Here is a 17,697-nt window from a genome sequence, read left to right on the forward strand (position 1 = left end):
CATGACCAAAAAGCTTCTGCTCCTCCTTTCCGCCGCGTTGATCGCCGCCCCCGCGACTGCGCAGGATCTCGGCGCGCCCATCGGCGAAGGGCAGCCGGTCGAAAGTATTGCGGTCGAAGGCGATGACGCCGACGGCCCGCTGCGCGGCACCGTCACCGACGAATCCGCATGGTCGGATATCGGTATCGCGATTCCCGCCTTCGCCACCGACCGCGAGCGGCCCACCCCCGCCAATGCCGATGGCACCGGGGCGTTGGGGCGTGAGGTCGCGCGCGTTATCACCGCCAACCTGCGCAACAATGGCCTGTTCAAGCCTGTCGGCCCCGACAGCCTGCCGCAGCCGAGCTTTACCCAGATCACAGCGCCTGCGTTCAGCACATGGAGCGGGCGCAGCGCGGAAATGCTGGTGCACGGCTATGTCCGCGCGCGCGACGATGGCAAGCTGGTGGTCGGCTGTTACCTGTATGACGTCGCGCTGCAGGACGAACTGGTGCGTGAAGGCTGGGTGGTCGGCCCGGCCGATTGGCGGCGCGCGGCGCACAAGTGCTCCGACCTTATCTTCGCGCGCCTGACGGGGGAAAGCCCGTTCTTCGACAGCCGCATCGCCTATATCGCCGAGACCGGGCCGAAAGACCGCCGGGTCAAGCGGTTGGCGGTGATGGACAGCGACGGGGCCAACCACCGCTTTCTGACGCTGGGCAGCGCCACCGCGCTCACGCCGCGTTACTCGCCCGACTATTCGAACATTCTCTACCTGTCCTATGTCGACGGCAATCCGCGCATCTATGTCTATGACATCGGCAGCGGAAAACAAACGCTGGTGACCGAGAACCGCAATCCCACCATCGCCCCGCGCTGGTCGCCCGATGGCCAATCGATCCTGTATTCGATGGCGGTCGCGGGCAATACCGATATCTACCGCGTCCCTGCGACCGGCGGGCAAAGCGTGCGGCTGACCAGCAATCCCGGCATCGATGTGGGCGGATCATATTCGCCCGATGGCCGCAAGATCGTGTTCGAAAGCGACCGTTCGGGCAGCCAGCAATGCTATGTGATGGATGCCGACGGATCGAACCAGAAGCGCATCAGCTTTTTCGGCGGGCGCTGCGCCACGCCCGAATGGAGCCCGCGCGGCGACCAGATCGCTTTCACCCGTATCGCCGGGGATTTCAACGTCGCGGTGATGAACACCGGCGGCGGCAATATGCGCGTGCTGACGCGTGGCTGGCAGGATGAAGCTCCGACCTGGGCGCCCAATGGCCGCATCATCCAGTTCTTCCGCACCGAGAAGAATACCGGCCGCTCGGGCATCTGGCAGGTCGACCTGACCGGCGAGAACGAGCGCCGCCTGCCGACCCCGGTCGATGCGTCCGACCCTGCCTGGGGGCCGATCCGTCCGTGACGGAATGCCTTGCGCCTGATAGAGTCCACCCGAAAGGAAAAGAGCGATGAACACGAAAATTGCCACGATCCTGCTGCTGGCTTCGGCCACCACACTGGCTGCCTGCTCCAAGAAGGCACCCGAGCAGCTGCCGCCGCCGCCGGCCGAAACCGCGCAGACAACCCAGCCCACACCGCAGGTGCAGCCCACCGGCCCGCAGGTCGGATCGCAGCAGCATTTTGCTGCTGCCGTCGGTTCGTCGACCACGGTCTATTTCGACACTGATCGGTACAACATCGATTCGCAGGATGCCGCTGCGCTGCAGGCTCAGGCGCAGTATTTCGCGCGCTATCCGCAGGTCACCTTCACCATCGAAGGCCATGCCGACGAACGCGGCACGCGCGAATACAACCTGGCGCTGGGGGAACGCCGGGCCGACTCGGCCAAGAACTTCCTCGTCAGCCTCGGCGTCGATCCGAACCGGATTTCGGTCGTGAGCTACGGCAAGGAACGTCCGGTGGCACTCGCATCGAACGAAAGCGCATGGGCGCAGAACCGCCGCGCGGCGTCTGTCATCATCAATTAAACGCTGAAATCAGGCGATAATCAGCCCTGAAGCAGGCCGGACGAAAGCTCGGCCTGCGCCGCATAGGGTGCAACCGGGGGTTCGCTGCCCGCCAGATCGCGCGCGCCGGTTACGATGCACAGGCCAGCCAGCGCGAGCACCGAGAACAGGCTGGAGAGGGTCAATTGCTGGCTCATGGTCCTGTTCTTTCCGCGCGATGGGGGCAATCCCGCTGCATCAGTGATCTATCGCAATGCAACATTTCACATTGCAACTGGTTCCCGTGATCGCATCGCTTTGCTTTATTCGCCACCTCCCCTAGATTGATCGCCTGATGCCATCGACCAACGACATATCCGGCCCGCGCGCCGCCCGCAGCCTTGCCGCCGGACCGCGCGCATGAGCCGCGCCAAACGTTCGCTCGACTGGGGGTTCCCGCGTTGGCGCGCCTATGGCTCCTCGCAAGAAGCCGTGAACGTGCGGATGTGCGACCGTCACGGCTGCGACGAACCGGGCAATTGCCCCGCGCCCAAGGCTCCGAACAGCCGCGACCGGTGGTATTTCTGTCAGAAACACGCCGCCGAATATAATTCCAAATGGGATTACTTCGAAGGGCTCGACAAGGCCGAAACGCAGGAACGCGCCCGCGCCGAGCAGGCCGAGAACGCCGGCTATGCCGAGGCGGCGCATTACGGCTGGGCCGGATCGGGCGATGGATCGCGCAGCGCCGATGAAATGCGCGCACTCGACGTGCTGGGGCTGCAAACGGACGCGGATTTCACCGCCGTCAAGAAAGCTTACCGCGCCCGCGCGAAGGAAGTGCACCCGGATGTGAAGCCGGGCGATGCCGAAGCGGCCAAGCAGTTCCAGCTGATCCAGACCAGCTACGAAGTCCTGCGCGCCGCCGAAGAACGCCGCGAGTGGCGGGGGTAGCGGAGGGCCTGGGCAGGGACAGGCAGGCTAAAGCGCCTGCTTGAACACCCGCCCGCCTTTCATCACCAGTTTGAGGTTGGCATCGGGGTCGCCGAGGAAATCGAGGCTGGTCGCCGGATCGCCGTCCCATACCAGCAGGTCGGCCAGCGCGCCCGGTTCGATCACGCCCAGCCTGCCCCGATAAGGCGCGCGTTCGCCCGACATCGCCAGCAATTCGCCCGCCGCGCCGGTCGCCATTGTCAGCGCGTCGAACGGCGACATGAAGCGGGTCAGCTTGGCCAATTGCCGTCCCTGGCTGCGCGAACCGCCGGGGTTCATCAGGATATCGGTGCCGAACGCCATCTTCACGCCCTCGGCCCGGCCCTGTTCGAAGGCGCGCACGGTGCCGACCGAAACCTGCTCCTGCTTGGCGATCTGCACAGGATCGGTCTTGGGATTGGAATCCTCGTCGGCGAGGAATGGCTGGATCGACCACCACGCGCCCTCTTCGCGGATCATTCGGATCGTCTCGAGATCGGCGAGCTGGCCATGTTCGATCGACTTCACGCCCGCCCTCAGCGCCCGCTGGATACCATCCGAGGTGTAGACGTGGCTGCACACATAGGTGCCCCAATCCGCCGCCGCCCGCACCGCTGCGCGCATTTCCTCTTCAAGGAATTGCGCAGTGTCGAGCGGGTCGTAGAGCGAGGACACCCCGCCGCCTGCCATGATCTTGATCTGGCTGGCTCCCTTCATCAGCTGTTCGCGGGTGCGGCGCAGCACTTCGGCCTCGCCATCGGCGATCGCGGCAACGCCGGTGCGTTCGGTGTAGTCGGCCGGATCGCTGTCCATCCGGGGCAGTGTGTTGAGGAAGCGGAAATCGCCGTGGCCCGAGGTCTGCGAGATCATTGCGCCCGAAGGGAAGATGCGCGGCCCCGGCAGCACACCGCGATCCACCGCCATCTTCAGACCGAACGCCGGCCCGCCGGTGTCGCGCACGGTGGTGAAGCCGCGCATCAGCGTCGCGCCCGCTTCTTGTCCGGCGATCAGATGCACCAGCGCAATGTCCTGCGTCAGCGCGGCGATCTGGCTGACGCTGACCAGCGTCGCGTGCCAGTGGCAATCGATCAGTCCCGGCGTAACGCTGCGCCCGCCGCAATCGATCCGCTCCGCATCCTGCGGCCCGGTCCCGGCACCGACGATGGCGCTGATCTTTCCGCCTTCGACCACGATCTCGCGCCCGCCATGCATCTTCGCAGCGTTGCCATCGAAAAAGGCGAGGTTGGTGAGCACGATGGGCCGACCCGGCGTTTGCGCGCGGGCATAGGAGGGGGCGAGGCCGAAGCCCGCGAACATGCCGAGCACCGCCGCGCTGCCGCCCAGTGCCTCGCGCCGCGAGAGATCAGCCTCGATCCGGGCGAAAGCAGCCTGCGTTTTCGGCGATCCGCACAGGCAGGGATTGATCCACACGGCCCCGGGCTCTGCCGCGTCATGCCCGCAACATTCCAGACCCATCGCGCATCCCCCTCTGATCGCCAACAGCGACCGAGCGGTATCAGAAAATCGCCTTCAAACCTAGCCGCTTGGCCCGCTGCTCTAGCGATCCGGATTGTCGTTCCACCACGCCACATCGGTCCACGGACGCACATCGACCTCGTGGCTCCAGCAATTGCGCGGTTGGTGGGCAAGGTGCCAGTAGGTTTCGGCCAGCGCCGCCGGGTCGATGACGCCGTCGGCTCCCTTGGCCTGTTTGAAGCCATCGAACCTGTCACCCAGCAGCTTGCCGAGCGTGTCGGGCGCATCGACCGCGCCATCGACCACGACATGCGCGACATGGACGCCTTGCGGAGCGAATTCGGCGTTCAGGGTCTGGCACAGCATCCGCCGCCCGCCCATCGCTGCCGCATGGCTGTGCTGCCCGGCATTGCCGCGCACCGCTGCGGTGGACGACGTGACCAGCAGCGTGCCGGGCGTGCCGTGCTTTGCCCGTTCCGCCATCGCCGGAAACAGCGCGTGGGCGAGCCGGAACACCCCGTAGGTGCCGAGCCGCCAGCCCAGTTCGAAAGTGCGGTGCGGCGTATCGGCCAGCTTCCGAGTGCCGATCTGCGCGCCGAGATTGTAGAGCGCGCAAGCGATCGGGCCGATCTCTGCCTCGGTCCGCGCCACCAGTTCCTCGATCGTCCCGTCCTCGGCAGCGTTGAGCAAGGTGCCGCTTGCGCTGCCTCCCGCTGCCTCAATGGTGTCGACCAGCCGCGCAAGGCCGTCCCCATCGCTCCTGCGCGCCAGCACCGCATGATAGCCACCTGCAGCAAAGCGCAGTGCGGCATTCCCCCCGATCCCGGCGCCTGCGCCAAGCACCAGGAATACGGGTTTGCGGCTGTCGGTCATGGCTGGTTCTCCCCTCGCACCGCCCATGATCTAGCAGGCGAGGGGAGAAAACTCACACGTGTTCGAGCGCTTGCGCGAAATCGGCGATCAGATCGTCGGCATCCTCGATCCCGATGCTGATCCGCACCAGATTATCGCTGATCCCCAGCATGGTCTTGCGCGCGTGCGGAACCGAAAGGTGGGTCATGCTCGCCGGGTGGCTCGCCAGCGTCTCCGTCCCGCCGAGGCTGACTGCCAGCTTGGCGATGGTGAGGTTGTCGAGGAACGCGAAACTCTCCGCCTCTCCGCCCTTGATGAACAGGCTGAAGGTGCTGCCTGCGCCCAGACAGTGGCGAGCATAGATGTCCTGCTGGCGCGCATCGGCGATGAAGCCGAGATAGCCCAGCCCTTCGACCTTGGGATGGCCGCGCAGGAATTCGCACACCTTGGCGGCGTTCTCGCCTGCGCGCTGCATCCTGAGTTCGACCGTCTCAAGCGAACGCAGCAGCATCCACGCAGTGTTGGGATCGACGATCCCGCCCATCGTGTTGCGCAGCGCACGCACCGGGTCCATCCACCGCTTCGCCCCGGCAATGCTGCCCGCGACCAGATCGGAATGGCCGCCGACATATTTGGTCAGCGAATAGGCGACGATGTCCGCGCCATGTTCCAGCGGGCGTTGCCACAGCGGGCCGAGGAAGGTGTTGTCGATGGCAATGGGAGTGCCTGCGAGAGCGGAGTCGCGCGCGTCCCTCACCGCCTCGATATCGACCAGCGCGTTGGTCGGGTTGGCCGGGCTTTCAAGGTAGATCATCGCCACCTTGCCGCCCTGTTCGTCGGCCTGCGCCTTGGCTTTGGCCAGCACCGTATCGAGTTCTTCGCGCGTCGCACCGGCGGGAAAATCGACATAGGTGATGCCGAACCGGCTCAGCACCTTGGCGACGAAGCCTTCGGATGCGGCATAAAGCGGGCCGGAATGGACGATCACATCGTTCTGACTGGCATAGGCCATCATCAGAATGCAGATCGCGGTCATCCCGCTGCTGAAGGTCAGCGCGTCCTCCGCCCCGTCCCACACCGCGAGGCGATCTTCGAGGATTTCCTGATTGGGGCCGTTGAAGCGCGAATAGACGAGCCCTTCCGCGCCGCCTTCGCGCAGGCCGGTGATGCCTTCGAAATGGCGCTTGCCCGCCGCCGCGCTTTCAAAGGCGAAGGTGCTGGTGAGGAAGATCGGAGCTTTCAGCGATCCTTCGGACAGTACCGGATCATAACCGTGGCCCATCATCAGCGTGGACGGCTTCAGCGGCCGCCCTCCGATTTCGCGCTTGGCGGGTTTGGGTTTGCGGCGCGGGGTGGGGGTATCAACAGCGTCTACGGCGTCTGGCATGGCCAGGTCCTTCCTTTGCTCACGCTCCCAGGAAGGCGGGAGCCGATCACGGCCAGCAGGGCGCCCGTTCCTAACCTCCTCAGGAACGCCTCTCCGCTGCTTCCGCGTTGCTGGCCGTCAGGTATCGCGCAGGCTGGCGGCTTGCAAGCTGCGCGGGCCGGCTTTCAGACGGGCAGATCGTCAGTTCAGACGAGCGCAGCGATGCCCCACACTACGCCAACGATCAGGAACACGCCCGCCACATCGAGCAGCGCGCCCGCCGTAACCATCCGCCCGATCGTGATCCGCCCGGTGCCCCACGCGATGGCATTGGGGCCGGTGCCCGCTGGCAGCATGAAGCCCCAGCTCGCCGCCAGTGCAGCCGGCAACGCGAGCAGCACTGGATCGGCCCCCAGCGCCACCACCAGCGCGGCGACCACCGGGATGATTCCGGTGGCGGTCGCGACATTGCTGGCGAATTCGGTGACGACAATCACGAGCGCCGTCACCGCCAGCGCGACCAGCAGCAGCGGCCAGTATTCGAGCGGTAACAGCGCCTCTCCCACCCAATCGGTCAGGCCCGATCCCTGCATGCCGCCCGCCAGCGCCAGCCCGCCGCCGAACATGAAAATGACGCTCCACGGGGCAGCCTTGGCCTCGTCCCACACCAGCAGACTGCGGCCTGTCCCGTCGGGGATGAGGAACAGCGCCAGCGCGCCGAAGGTGGCGATCGACCCGTCCGTCCACGCGCCCGGCGGCAGCAGCGGCGCCAGCAGCGGCTGCGTAACCCAGCCTGTAAAGGTCAGGGCGACCAGCACCGCCAGCCGCAGCTCTGCCGCGCTCCACTGCGCAGGGGTGGCGATGGCCGCGCGGGCAGCGGCAAGATCGAAGGTTTGCGCGGCAATGCCCTGCACCCGGCCGATGATCCACGCTGCCAGCGGCACCCCCACCAGCACCACCGGCACGCCGTAAAGCGACCACTGGGCAAAGCTGATCCGCACGCCCGAGATCGTGTCCAGCAACCCCACCGCAATCGCATTGGTGGGCGATCCGACAATGGTACCCAGTCCGCCGATGCTGGCGGCAAAGGCGATCCCCATCGGCAGCGCGCCATCGATGCCTTCCTGCCGGACAGGCTCGCCATCGCTGCCTGCGCCTCTGCCACCTTGCAGCACTGCGAGCGCCATCGGCATCATGATCAGCGCGGTCGAGGTGTTGGAGATCAGCATCGATAGCAGCGCAGCGGCGATCATGAAGGCCAGCAGCAGCCGTCCGGGGCCGCCATTGGCGCCCACCACGCGCAGGATGGCGAGGCTCAGCCGGCGGTGCAATCCGGTTCGCTCGATCGCCAGCGCAATGAATGCGCCGCCCAGCAGCAGGAACAGGATTGGCGAGAAATAGTCGCTTGCCGTGGCATCGGCGGTGGCGACTCCGGCCAGCGGCAGGACCAGGAACGGCAGCAGCGCCGTCACCGTCATCGGCACCGCCTCGGTCATCCACCAGGCGGCCATCCACACCACCAGCCCGGCGACCAGCCATGCGCCCGGCAGCATCCCGGCCGGCGGCGGCACCAGGATTGTCAGCGCGAACGCCAGCGGGCCGATGATCAGGCCGATGGCGCGCGCGTTCATGACTGGCAGGTTCCCCTTTGTCTCACCCGTCAAGGGGGTAACAGTGCGGCGGGTGCAGGGGCAAGTCCCGCCGTCCGGTTACGCCCTATTCGACTTCGCTCACCGGATCATCGGGGGAATAGCCATTGTCGCCATAGATCACCATCCCGGTGCGGATGCCCTGATCGGCAGCGCGCGCCAGCTTGACCGCCCGCTCCGTCATCAGCCGCATGATCGCCTGATTGGGACGGAAAGGAATCGGCTGCGTTATGTCTGCTTCGAACGCCGCCAGCCCGCCGGCCTGCGACCGTACGTTGTTGATCGACGGGTCGCGCTCTCCCCGCGCCATATCGGCCAGGTCGGTGTCGAAGCGCTTGTAGTCCACGCGCCGGTGCTTGCGCAGCAGTTTGCCCACGTCATCGGCGGCAAATTGGCGCAGGTGATCGTGCAGCGCGGCGTCGTCGGCGAAGTAGAAGGGCGCGGCTTCGCTGTAGATCGGGCTCACCTGCAAGCTGCCGCCCCACGCCTCGACCCCGCGCAGCGAATTCACGAACTCCTCGCCCGACAACGCCAGCAGGGCATCGACGTTGCTGCCGGTATAGGCCATCCGCTGGATCGATGGGCTACCGATTGCGCCGTGCCAGAAGCCGTAGATCACCTTGGGATCGCGCCAGTTTGGATAGACGATCCGCTCGCGAATATCGCGCGGCGACAGCGCGACGCCTTTGACCCGCACCAGCTTGGCATCGTGCAGACCCGCCTGCTCTTCGCCAAAGCGCAGATGGGCCGTATCGGTCAGCGGATAGGCTTTCGCCAACGCCTCGATCACTGCGACATTGTGCAGGTTGATCCAGTAGGCGAGCTGTTCGTTGCGCGGCAGGCGCGCCAGATCGAGCTTGCTCCCGATCCGTTCGAGATCGGCGCGGTAGTCGGACAATGCGCCGAGAATTTCGGGTTCGACAAAGGAAAGCGCGACGCGGTTGCCTTCCAGCCGGTAGCGCGATTCGTGGCCATAGACGATGCGGCTGCCGACCACCGGTTCGACCCTTGGCGCGCCGTCGCGGATCGACGGGCCCATCGGGATCACCAGCCAGGCCAGTGCCTCGTCCCAATGCTGCCAATCGAGCCGGTGATCGCGGCGTTCGGTGGCCGGGGCAAAGCGGTCGAAGGCCGAAGGTTCGCCAGCGGCGGTGGTGGTAGCAGCAGCATTGGCGAAGGCCGGGACGGGCACCATGGCGGTTGCCAGCAGGCCCATCAGAAAACCGGTTTTCATGGCTATTCCTTTCGTTACGTCAGCCCCTCCGATGCGGTGTCATTCGACGGCGTTCTTGTTCGGCGGGTCGCCCGGCAGGACGATGTTGGAAAAGAACACCCGGCCCCTCGGCTCACCGCGCGACCGCAGCCGTTGCAGCTTGCGTTGGCGCTCGGCCAGCAGGTTCGCCCCGGCCTCGCCGACCCGGCTGGATTGCACTCCGCTGCTGGACGAGGTGAAAAGATAATTGGCCGGGCGCGCGCCTCCGGAAAAATCGGCAATGTCGTGCTCGTTGATCGCGGCGCGGGTAAGCCGGGTCGCTGCCACGATCTCGGCCACTTCCGGTTCGGCATACTCCGTCAGGTGGGCGCGCAGATCAGCTTCGAAGTCGGGGAAATAGAACGGCGCTACTTCGGCATAGAGCGTGGCCACTTCAAGACGGTCACCCAGCTTTTGCGTTCCGCGCAGCGAGTTGACGAAGTCCATCGCCGCCAGATCGAGGAGCGAGCCGACATTGGCCCCGTTGAAGGCAAAGCGTTGCAGCTCCGGCCCGCCGATCTCGCCGCGCCAGAAACCGTAGATCACCTTGGGGTCGCGCCAGTGACGGAACACGATGTTCTCGCGGATATCGCGCAGCGACACGGGAATGCCGCGTAAGGTGGCGATCGTGGCATCGTCGAGCGGGACGCCGTCCACTGTGACTTCGCGCGGCTCGCGCAGCGGCCATTCGCGCACCAGCTGTTCCAGCAGCGCGACATTGTGGAGATTGAGCCAGAAGGCGAGTTGTTCGTTGCGGGGCAGGGCGGCGATGTCGAGCGTGTCGGCCACCCGTTCCAGATCCTGCCGGTATTCGGTGAAGCTCGCGATCACTTCCTTGTCGAGGAAGTTGAACAGCACCAGCGAGCCTTCCAGCCGGTAGCGCGATTGCGGCCCCTGCTTGACCCGGGTGCCCAGCACCGGATCGACCCGTCGCGCCCCTTGCCGGGTGGAAGGGCCCATCGAAAGAACGATGTTCTTCAGCGCCCAGTCCCAGATTTCGTAATCGATCCGGTGGCGGATCGGATCGGCGGTGGGCGCGAAAATGGCGAGCCGATCGCGCTCGCTTTCGGGCTCGAGAACTCCGCCGCCGCTCGGCTGCACGAACTGCATCGCCGGGGGCTGGTCCGGTTGAATGCTGGAACGATCCGGCACGGCAGATGCCGCAGCCGGTGCGGCCAGCATCATGCCGGCAGCCAGACAAATCAGGGATTGCGGCACCACGTCATCTCTCCCACCAGAGGGAAAAGGCCCGTCCGAAAGAGAATATATCTCAAGCAGATAAACCGGAGATGAATGGATTGTAAGGTGGGCTGGCTACTCCACCTCGCCCTTGTCTTCGGGGTCGCCGGGCAGGTCGATATTGCTGAAAGTGACCGTGCCGGTCCGGCCCTTGCGGATGATCTCCTGGAACTTCGTCTCGCGCTCGCGCAAAAGCGCGGTCATCGCCTGCGGGATGCGGAAACTGGTGGAGACACCGTTCGACGTGATGTTGGTGTAGGACGGTTCGCGCACACCGCCGGCAAGATCGGCGATGTCGTGCTCGGCGATCTTGGGTTCGGCGCCGCGGGTCTTGGCGAGCAAGGCCGACGTATCCTGATCGGCATAACGCGTCAGATGAGCGCGCAGGTCTTTCTCGAAATCGGGGAAGAAGTACGGCGCCGCTTCCTTGTAGATGGTCGCCACCTGCAGCCTGTCGCCCAGTTCCTGCGTGCCGCGCAGCGAATTGATGAAATCATTCGCCCCGCGGGTCAGCAGGCGCGCGACATTATCGGCGTTGAAGGCTTCCTTCTGCAACGATGGGCTGCCGATCTCGCCGCGCCAGAAGCCGTAGATCACCATCGGATCGTTCCAGTGGCGATAGACGATCTTTTCGCGGATATCGCGCGGCGACAGCTTGATGCCTTCGACGGTAATGAAGCGCGCATCATCCAGCAGGACGCCGCCCACCTTGATCTCGCGCGGCTGGCGCACCGGCCAGGCATTGGCGATCTGCTCCACCATCGCGACATTGTGGAGGTTGATCCAGTAGGCGAGCTGTTCGTTGCGGGACAGCGCCTGAATGTCGACGAGGTTGGCCGTATTCTCCAGATCCTTGCGGTATTCGGTGAAGCTGGCGATGATGTCGTCATCAAGGAAGCTGAACATCACCCGCGTGCCTTCAAGCCGGTACCGCGACACGTGGCCGTACTGGCGGCGGGTGCCATAGCTGGGGTCGGGACGCGGTGCGCCTTCGCGCAGGGACGGCCCCATCGATACGACGAGGTTCTTCATCGCCTCGTCCCAGATCGAATAATCGATCTTGTCGCTGTTGGGGTTCTTCGACGGAGCGAAGGTCGCCAGATCGGAGTCCTTGGGCGCGCTTTGCGCCGCGGCAGGCGCGGCAAGGCACAGCGACACAGCCGTCGCCAACAGGGCGCGGCGCAGCGAAGAAGAGTGCAGGAAAGGCATCAGCGGGGGTCTTCCTGTCTGTGGCGCGGGCCGCCCGGCGGACGGGCTTACGCGGCCATGTTGATCGCAAGGCGCGGGAGCGGCCGCCGAGGGAAAGCTATCCGATTCCCGCGTCTTGCAGGACAATCCATAGCATATCGGGTGGGTGCGGTGTCGCCATCAATCGTACGGCATCCACCGTTCATCGACTCGTGATGTCGCCGGTCGGGACGAATGCCGGGGCAGCCCTGTAGCGCTGCCCCTGACACGATCCGTCCGCCGTGCAGCGGATTATTTCGGTGACAGCACCATCAGCATCTGCCGACCTTCGAGCCGCGGGAAGGCTTCGACCTTGGCGATTTCGGCAACATCGTCCTGCACCTTCTTGAGCAGGTCCATGCCGAGATGCTGGTGCGCCATTTCGCGCCCGCGAAAACGCAGGGTGATCTTCACCTTGTCGCCATTGTCGATGAACTTCGTGACGTTGCGCATCTTCACGTCATAATCATGCGTGTCGATGTTAGGGCGCATCTTCACTTCCTTGATATCCTGCGTCTTCTGCGTCTTGCGCGCCAGATTGGCTTTCTTCTGCGCTTCGTAGCGGAATTTGCCGACATCGAGGAACTTGCACACCGGCGGGTCCGCATTGGGGGACACTTCGACGAGGTTCAGGCCCTTTTCATTGGCCTGCTCAATCGCTTCGCGGGTGAACATCACACCAAGGTTTTCGCCTTCGTCATCGATGACGCGGACCTTGGGTACGTTGATCATGGTATCAAACCGAGGGCCGCTTTTTACGGGCGGGGCCATCGAGCGCCGGGGTGGACGTGATATGGGGTGTTCTCCTGTGGTTGCTTACGTGCAGCGCGCTCCATAGTGCGAAACGCGCGCGAGCGCCAGATAGAGTCTTACGCGGCGGCCCGCCACAGCGGAAAGCGCGCAATCTGCCCCCTCGCAGGCATCAGCGCCTCAATCCGGCTGGCCGGTTGCAGCGCGGCGCAGATTTCGGGCGCACCGGCGTCCATGCCGCCAGTCAGAGTGCCGAAGGCGGGCAGGATCATCCTCTCGGCCCCGGCGGCGCTGCGGCCCATGACGGCGCAAGGGCGGGCGATGTGGCGATTGCGAACCGTCACGCGCATCTTGGGGTGATAATGGCCCGACAATTCCGGCACGGTCTCTCCGGCGCGGGCTTCGTGGCGCAGCATGATCCCGCCCAGTTCCAGTTCGGGCACAATCGCGCCGCCGAACCCGCGCGGCAATTCCTTGTCATGGTTGCCGGTGATCCACACCCAGTCGAGCGCGCGGGTCAGCGCTTCCAGCATCCCGGTCGCATAGGCATCGAGTCGCAGCGCGCCCGCATCATCGTGGAAATTGTCGCCCAGCGTAATCACCCGCCGTGCGCCGGCGATCCGCACAGCGTCCGCCAGCCGTTCCAGCGTGTCGCGGCTGTCATAGGGGGGGAGCATCTGGCCGCGCTGCGCATACCAGCTGGCCTTTTCCAGATGCAGATCGGCCACCAGCAGCGTGCGCTCCGCAGGCCAGTACAGCGCACGCCCCTGACCCAGCAGCATTTCATGCCCGGCGAACGGGAAGGGGGCGAACATAGCGGGAACCATGCACCTTCCTTTGCTGGCTTTATGCGCGCCTGCAACAAAAACCGTCACTGCTGGCCTTGTCGAAGCCTTGCCTTTTCTTCTAACCCGTTCGTCCGAGAGAAGGACGATCCTTCGACAGGTTTAGGGTGAACGGGGATTTATGGATTGGTCTGACAAGACGGCGCGCGCGCGGACGTGGTTTGAAAGCTTGCGCGATTCCATCTGTGCCGAGTTCGAGGCGATCGAGCGCGAGGCGGGGTCGGACGCCAGCTTTCAATACACCCCCTGGAGCCGCGAGGAGGAAGGCAATCCCGATCCCGGCGGCGGCGTGCAGGGGTTGATGAAGGGCAAGGTGTTCGAGAAGGTCGGGGTCAATGTCTCGACCGTGCGCGGCAGCTTCGCCAAGGAATTTGCAGGCTCGATCAACGGCGCCAGCGCCGACGCCCCCGGCTTTGTCGCCACCGGCATCAGCTTGGTCGCGCACATGACCAACCCGCACGCGCCCGCCGTGCACATGAACACCCGCTTCCTGACCACCACCAAGGCGTGGTTCGGCGGCGGGGCGGATTTGAACCCGCCGATCCCGTTCGAAGAGGATACCGAGCAGTTCCACGCCGCCATGCGCGCCGCCTGCATGGGCCACAACCCGACCTATTACGAACGCTACAAGAAATGGGCGGACGAATATTTCTATATCCCCCACCGCGAGGTGCATCGCGGGGTTGGCGGGATCTTCTACGACCATCTCGAATGCGTTGACGATGCCGCGTTCGACCGTAATCTCGCCTTCACGCAGGATGTCGGCAAGGCGTTTCTCGACGTGTTTCCGGCACTGGTGCGAAAGCGGATGGGCAGCGAATTCACGCCGGAAGACGAGGCACGCCAGCTCGAATACCGGGGGCGCTATGCCGAATTCAACCTCGTCTACGACCGCGGCACGATCTTCGGCCTGAAGACCGGCGGCAATATCGACGCGATCCTGATGAGCCTGCCGCCGCGGGCCACGTGGAGCTAGGCCGCAGTCCCGAAGCGCTGATACGATGATGTCACCGGTGACGCGCGGCGCGGGCGATCACTCGTCTTCGACCGGCGCGTAAGCCCGCACCCAGTCGACATACATCTCGACCTCGCCGGCCTTGATCCGGTCCACCGTGGCTTGCGGCAGGCCCTTGTAAGGCTCTGCGATCCCGCTGGTCTTGAACGGATAGATCCCGCCCAGCGCGAAGTTCAGGATCAGGTGCTTGGGCGTGTCGAACCGCCATTGGCCGTAGAAATCGATCATCGGGCGCGTGGCGCGGTAAACCAGTTGGTCATCGACCTCGAACAGGATCGCGTCTTTCGTCCATTCGATTCCATAAGTGTGCCAATCGGTCGCGTCGGTGCCTTCTGCGAAGAAATGCTTGTTCACCATCGGGGTCTCGCCCGAATAGCCCGGTCCGTGCAGGGCAACGCCGATCCAGTCGGTTTCGCCGACATATTCCATGATGTCGATTTCGCCCGTATCGGGCCAGCGGCCATTGCCCAGCATCCAGAACGCGGGCCACACGCCCTCGTCGGCAGTCAGCTTGATCCGTGCCTCAATGCGGCCATAGGTGAATTCGGCCTTCCCCAGTGAATTGATCCGCCCGGAGATGAAGTCTGCCTTGCGGTCCTCGCGGGTGTCCACGCCGGGGCGGTAGACCGGACGCAGCACCAGAACGCCGCCATCGGCGCCCGCGACATCGGATGCGAACCGGATCGTGTCGGGGCTGTCGAGATAGGCCTGCTGTTCCTCGTTCACCCAGAAATCCATGCCGACCACGTTCCACTTATCGCGGTCGAGCGTGCCGGCATCGAACTCGTCTGCGAACACCAGCGGGCGCGCTTCGGCGCTTGCTGCCACGGCGTGGCCTTCCGCGTTGGCGGCAATCGAGGCTGTCGGCGCGACCAGCGCGGCGGCGAGCAGGGCCAGCTTATAGGGGGCAGTTTTCATGCAATTCTCTCCCGGATCTGATTTTGCGGATAGCACGGCTGGCCCGGATGGCCACACCGCCGCGTGCATCCTGCGATAATCCTTGCCCCGCTTTGCTGCGGCGCACATATTCATCTGCGATGCTCCGCCAATATGAACTCGTCGAGAAGGTTCTCGAATACGATCCGCATGCCGACGAGGCGATGCTGAATCGCGCCTATGTCTATACCGTACAGAAGCACGGCACCCAGAAGCGCGCGAGCGGCGACCCGTATTTCAGCCATCCGGTCGAAGTCGCCGGGCTGATGACCGATCTGAAGCTCGACCAGTCGACCATCATCACCGCGCTGCTGCACGATACGGTGGAAGATACGCTCGCCACGATCGAGGATATCGAGGTGCATTTCGGCCCCGAAGTCGCGCGACTGGTGGACGGGGTGACCAAACTCTCGAAAATCGAGACCATGCCCGAGAACGAGCGCGCGGCGGAAAACCTGCGCAAGTTCCTGCTGGCCATGTCCGAGGATATCCGCGTGCTGCTGGTCAAGCTGGCTGACCGGCTGCACAACATGCGCACGCTGCATTTCATCAAGTCGCCCGAAAAGCGCCAACGTATCGCACGCGAGACGATGGATATTTACGCGCCTTTGGCCGAGCGGGTGGGCATGTACGAATATATGCGCGAAATGCAGGCGCTGGCATTCCGCGAGCTTGAGCCGGAAGGCTATGCCACCATCGAGACCCGGCTGGAGCAGCTGCGCAGTCAGGATGGCGGGCAGGTCGATGACATCGCCCTGAAGGTCAAGCAGCGCCTTGCCGAAGCGGGCCTGAGGGTCGAGGTTTCGGGCCGCGAAAAGCACCCCTTTTCGATCTGGCACAAGATGGCCGAACGCCATGTCAGCTTCGAACAGGTGACCGACATCATGGCGTTCCGCGTCCTGACCGACAGCGAGGAGGATTGCTACCGTGCGCTCGGCATTCTGCACACGACGTGGCAATTCCTGCCGGGCAAGTTCAAGGATTACATCTCGACGCCGAAGACCAACGGCTATCGCAGCTTGCACACGTCGCTGATGTACGAAAACTCGATGCGGGTCGAAGTGCAGATCCGCACCCGCGAAATGCATCGCCGCAATGAATTCGGGCTGGCGGCGCATTGGGCCTACAAGCAATCGGACAAGGCCGATGGGCAGGTGGGCTGGCTGCGCGACCTGATCGAGATCGTCGAACAGAGCCACGATGCCGAGGAGTTGCTCGAACACACGCGGCTGGCGATCTATCAGGACAGGATATTCGCCTTTACCCCCAAGGGCGCGCTGTTCCAGCTGCCCAAGGGCGCGACCGCGGTCGATTTCGCCTTTGCCGTGCACACCGATCTGGGCCTCGCCTGCGTCGGCGCGAAGATCAACGGGAGGCACATGCCGCTGCGGACGCCGCTGACCAACGGGGACGTGGTCGAGATCATCAAGAACCCCGGCGCCGCGCCGCAGCTGTCGTGGCTGGCCTTCGTCGTCACCGGCAAGGCTCGCGCCGCGATCCGCCGGGCAGTGCGGCTGAAAGAACGCGACGAGGTCGCCGCGATCGGATCGAAACTGTTCGATGAAATCGCCGCGCGTGTGCCCGCCCGCATCGGCAAGAAGGCGATCCGCAGCGCGCTGCAGCGGCTCCGGATGGATGAACCCGAAGACCTGATGTACGCCATCGGCGCCGCCAAACTGACCGACCGCGAGGTGATGGAGGCGCTGGTTCCGGGCTGCACCGCCGGGATCGAGGATGACGAACACTGGACCCGGCGCGAACGCGCGATCTCCGTCCGCGGCCTGACACCCGGCGTCGCCTTCGATCTCGCCACCTGCTGCCATCCGGTGCCCGGCGACCGCATCGTCGGCATCCGGCGCAAGGGCGAGACCGTGCTGGTCCACGCGATCGACTGCCTTGAACTGGCGAGCGGGGTGGACAATGACTGGATCGATCTTGCCTGGGGCAGCCGTTCGGTCGGCGCGCTGGGGCAATTATCGGTAACGCTGTATGACCGCCCCGGCACCCTGGCGGAAATGGCGGGCATATTTGCCCAGAACAAGGCCAACGTAACCAGTCTGGTGCAGACCCATCTCGATCACCCCTTCACCACCTACGATATCGAGATCGAGGTGCAGGACGTGGCGCACCTCAACCGGATATTGTCGGCTTTGCGCGCCAGCGATGCGGTGGCGCAGGCGGATCGCCAGTAGC

General features: G+C 64.6%; 17 protein-coding genes and 1 tRNA gene. 5 read left to right on the forward strand and 13 right to left on the reverse strand.

Annotated elements, in window-relative coordinates; all coding sequences use genetic code 11:
* Position 1: 1 nt before the first annotated feature.
* Together tolB and pal are read left to right on the forward strand one after the other, a co-directional pair.
* The gene (gene tolB / locus Q0L48_RS03545; protein ID WP_296717339.1) at positions 2-1,402 is read left to right on the forward strand and encodes a Tol-Pal system beta propeller repeat protein TolB; all 1,401 of its coding nucleotides are present in this window, start codon (positions 2-4) and stop codon (positions 1,400-1,402) included.
* Positions 1,403-1,448: 46 nt separating this feature from the next.
* On the forward strand, positions 1,449-1,967 hold the full coding sequence (pal, locus tag Q0L48_RS03550; RefSeq protein ID WP_296717342.1) for a peptidoglycan-associated lipoprotein Pal: 519 nt from the start codon (positions 1,449-1,451) through the stop codon (positions 1,965-1,967).
* A gap of 20 nt (positions 1,968-1,987) precedes the next feature.
* Here pal and Q0L48_RS03555 read toward each other — a convergent pair whose 3' ends face one another.
* A complete protein-coding gene (locus Q0L48_RS03555) occupies positions 1,988-2,143 on the reverse strand; it encodes a hypothetical protein (protein WP_296717343.1) in 156 nt (51 codons plus the stop codon).
* A gap of 202 nt (positions 2,144-2,345) precedes the next feature.
* On the opposite strand from Q0L48_RS03555, the gene Q0L48_RS03560 reads away from it, so the two are divergent.
* The gene (locus tag Q0L48_RS03560) at positions 2,346-2,879 is read left to right on the forward strand and encodes a J domain-containing protein (RefSeq protein ID WP_296717346.1); all 534 of its coding nucleotides are present in this window, start codon (positions 2,346-2,348) and stop codon (positions 2,877-2,879) included.
* A 27-nt stretch (positions 2,880-2,906) separates the two neighbouring features.
* Here Q0L48_RS03560 and Q0L48_RS03565 read toward each other — a convergent pair whose 3' ends face one another.
* The 11 genes from Q0L48_RS03565 to Q0L48_RS03615 form a co-directional block, all read right to left on the reverse strand.
* Positions 2,907-4,373 carry an amidohydrolase family protein gene (locus Q0L48_RS03565; RefSeq protein WP_296717347.1) on the reverse strand — a complete coding sequence of 489 codons (1,467 nt, stop codon included), beginning with the start codon at positions 4,371-4,373 and terminating at the stop codon, positions 2,907-2,909.
* A gap of 81 nt (positions 4,374-4,454) precedes the next feature.
* Positions 4,455-5,246 (reverse strand): SDR family NAD(P)-dependent oxidoreductase, encoded by a 792-nt coding sequence (locus Q0L48_RS03570; RefSeq protein WP_296717349.1) that lies wholly within the window; start codon positions 5,244-5,246, stop codon positions 4,455-4,457.
* 52 nt (positions 5,247-5,298) lie between these two features.
* The gene (locus tag Q0L48_RS03575) at positions 5,299-6,612 is read right to left on the reverse strand and encodes a cystathionine gamma-synthase family protein (protein WP_296717351.1); all 1,314 of its coding nucleotides are present in this window, start codon (positions 6,610-6,612) and stop codon (positions 5,299-5,301) included.
* 185 nt (positions 6,613-6,797) lie between these two features.
* A complete protein-coding gene (locus Q0L48_RS03580) occupies positions 6,798-8,222 on the reverse strand; it encodes a DASS family sodium-coupled anion symporter (RefSeq protein ID WP_296717354.1) in 1,425 nt (474 codons plus the stop codon).
* An 85-nt stretch (positions 8,223-8,307) separates the two neighbouring features.
* Positions 8,308-9,474: a DUF547 domain-containing protein gene (locus Q0L48_RS03585; protein ID WP_296717356.1), complete on the reverse strand. Its 1,167-nt coding sequence runs from the start codon at positions 9,472-9,474 to the stop codon at positions 8,308-8,310.
* Positions 9,475-9,513: 39 nt separating this feature from the next.
* Positions 9,514-10,713: a DUF547 domain-containing protein gene (locus Q0L48_RS03590; RefSeq protein ID WP_296717359.1), complete on the reverse strand. Its 1,200-nt coding sequence runs from the start codon at positions 10,711-10,713 to the stop codon at positions 9,514-9,516.
* Positions 10,714-10,806: 93 nt separating this feature from the next.
* Positions 10,807-11,940, reverse strand: coding sequence for a DUF547 domain-containing protein (locus Q0L48_RS03595; protein ID WP_296717361.1), 1,134 nt, complete (start codon positions 11,938-11,940; stop codon positions 10,807-10,809).
* Between the two features lie 270 nt (positions 11,941-12,210).
* Positions 12,211-12,729 (reverse strand): translation initiation factor IF-3, encoded by a 519-nt coding sequence (gene infC, locus Q0L48_RS03600; RefSeq protein ID WP_296717370.1) that lies wholly within the window; start codon positions 12,727-12,729, stop codon positions 12,211-12,213.
* A 98-nt stretch (positions 12,730-12,827) separates the two neighbouring features.
* Positions 12,828-13,535: a ligase-associated DNA damage response endonuclease PdeM gene (pdeM, locus tag Q0L48_RS03605; RefSeq protein ID WP_296717371.1), complete on the reverse strand. Its 708-nt coding sequence runs from the start codon at positions 13,533-13,535 to the stop codon at positions 12,828-12,830.
* 252 nt (positions 13,536-13,787) lie between these two features.
* A complete protein-coding gene (locus tag Q0L48_RS03610; RefSeq protein WP_296717373.1) occupies positions 13,788-14,030 on the reverse strand; it encodes a hypothetical protein in 243 nt (80 codons plus the stop codon).
* Positions 14,031-14,066: 36 nt separating this feature from the next.
* Positions 14,067-14,133, reverse strand: a tRNA-OTHER gene (locus Q0L48_RS03615).
* On the opposite strand from Q0L48_RS03615, the gene Q0L48_RS03620 reads away from it, so the two are divergent.
* On the forward strand, positions 14,134-14,529 hold the full coding sequence (locus Q0L48_RS03620; protein WP_296717374.1) for a coproporphyrinogen III oxidase: 396 nt from the start codon (positions 14,134-14,136) through the stop codon (positions 14,527-14,529).
* Between the two features lie 57 nt (positions 14,530-14,586).
* Here Q0L48_RS03620 and Q0L48_RS03625 read toward each other — a convergent pair whose 3' ends face one another.
* On the reverse strand, positions 14,587-15,486 hold the full coding sequence (locus Q0L48_RS03625; RefSeq protein ID WP_296717376.1) for a glycoside hydrolase family 16 protein: 900 nt from the start codon (positions 15,484-15,486) through the stop codon (positions 14,587-14,589).
* A gap of 119 nt (positions 15,487-15,605) precedes the next feature.
* On the opposite strand from Q0L48_RS03625, the gene Q0L48_RS03630 reads away from it, so the two are divergent.
* The gene (locus Q0L48_RS03630) at positions 15,606-17,696 is read left to right on the forward strand and encodes a bifunctional (p)ppGpp synthetase/guanosine-3',5'-bis(diphosphate) 3'-pyrophosphohydrolase (RefSeq protein ID WP_296717377.1); all 2,091 of its coding nucleotides are present in this window, start codon (positions 15,606-15,608) and stop codon (positions 17,694-17,696) included.
* Position 17,697: the final 1 nt, after the last annotated feature.

The sequence above is a fragment of the Erythrobacter sp. genome (genome assembly GCF_024305245.1).
Taxonomy (GTDB): Bacteria; Pseudomonadota; Alphaproteobacteria; order Sphingomonadales; family Sphingomonadaceae; genus Erythrobacter.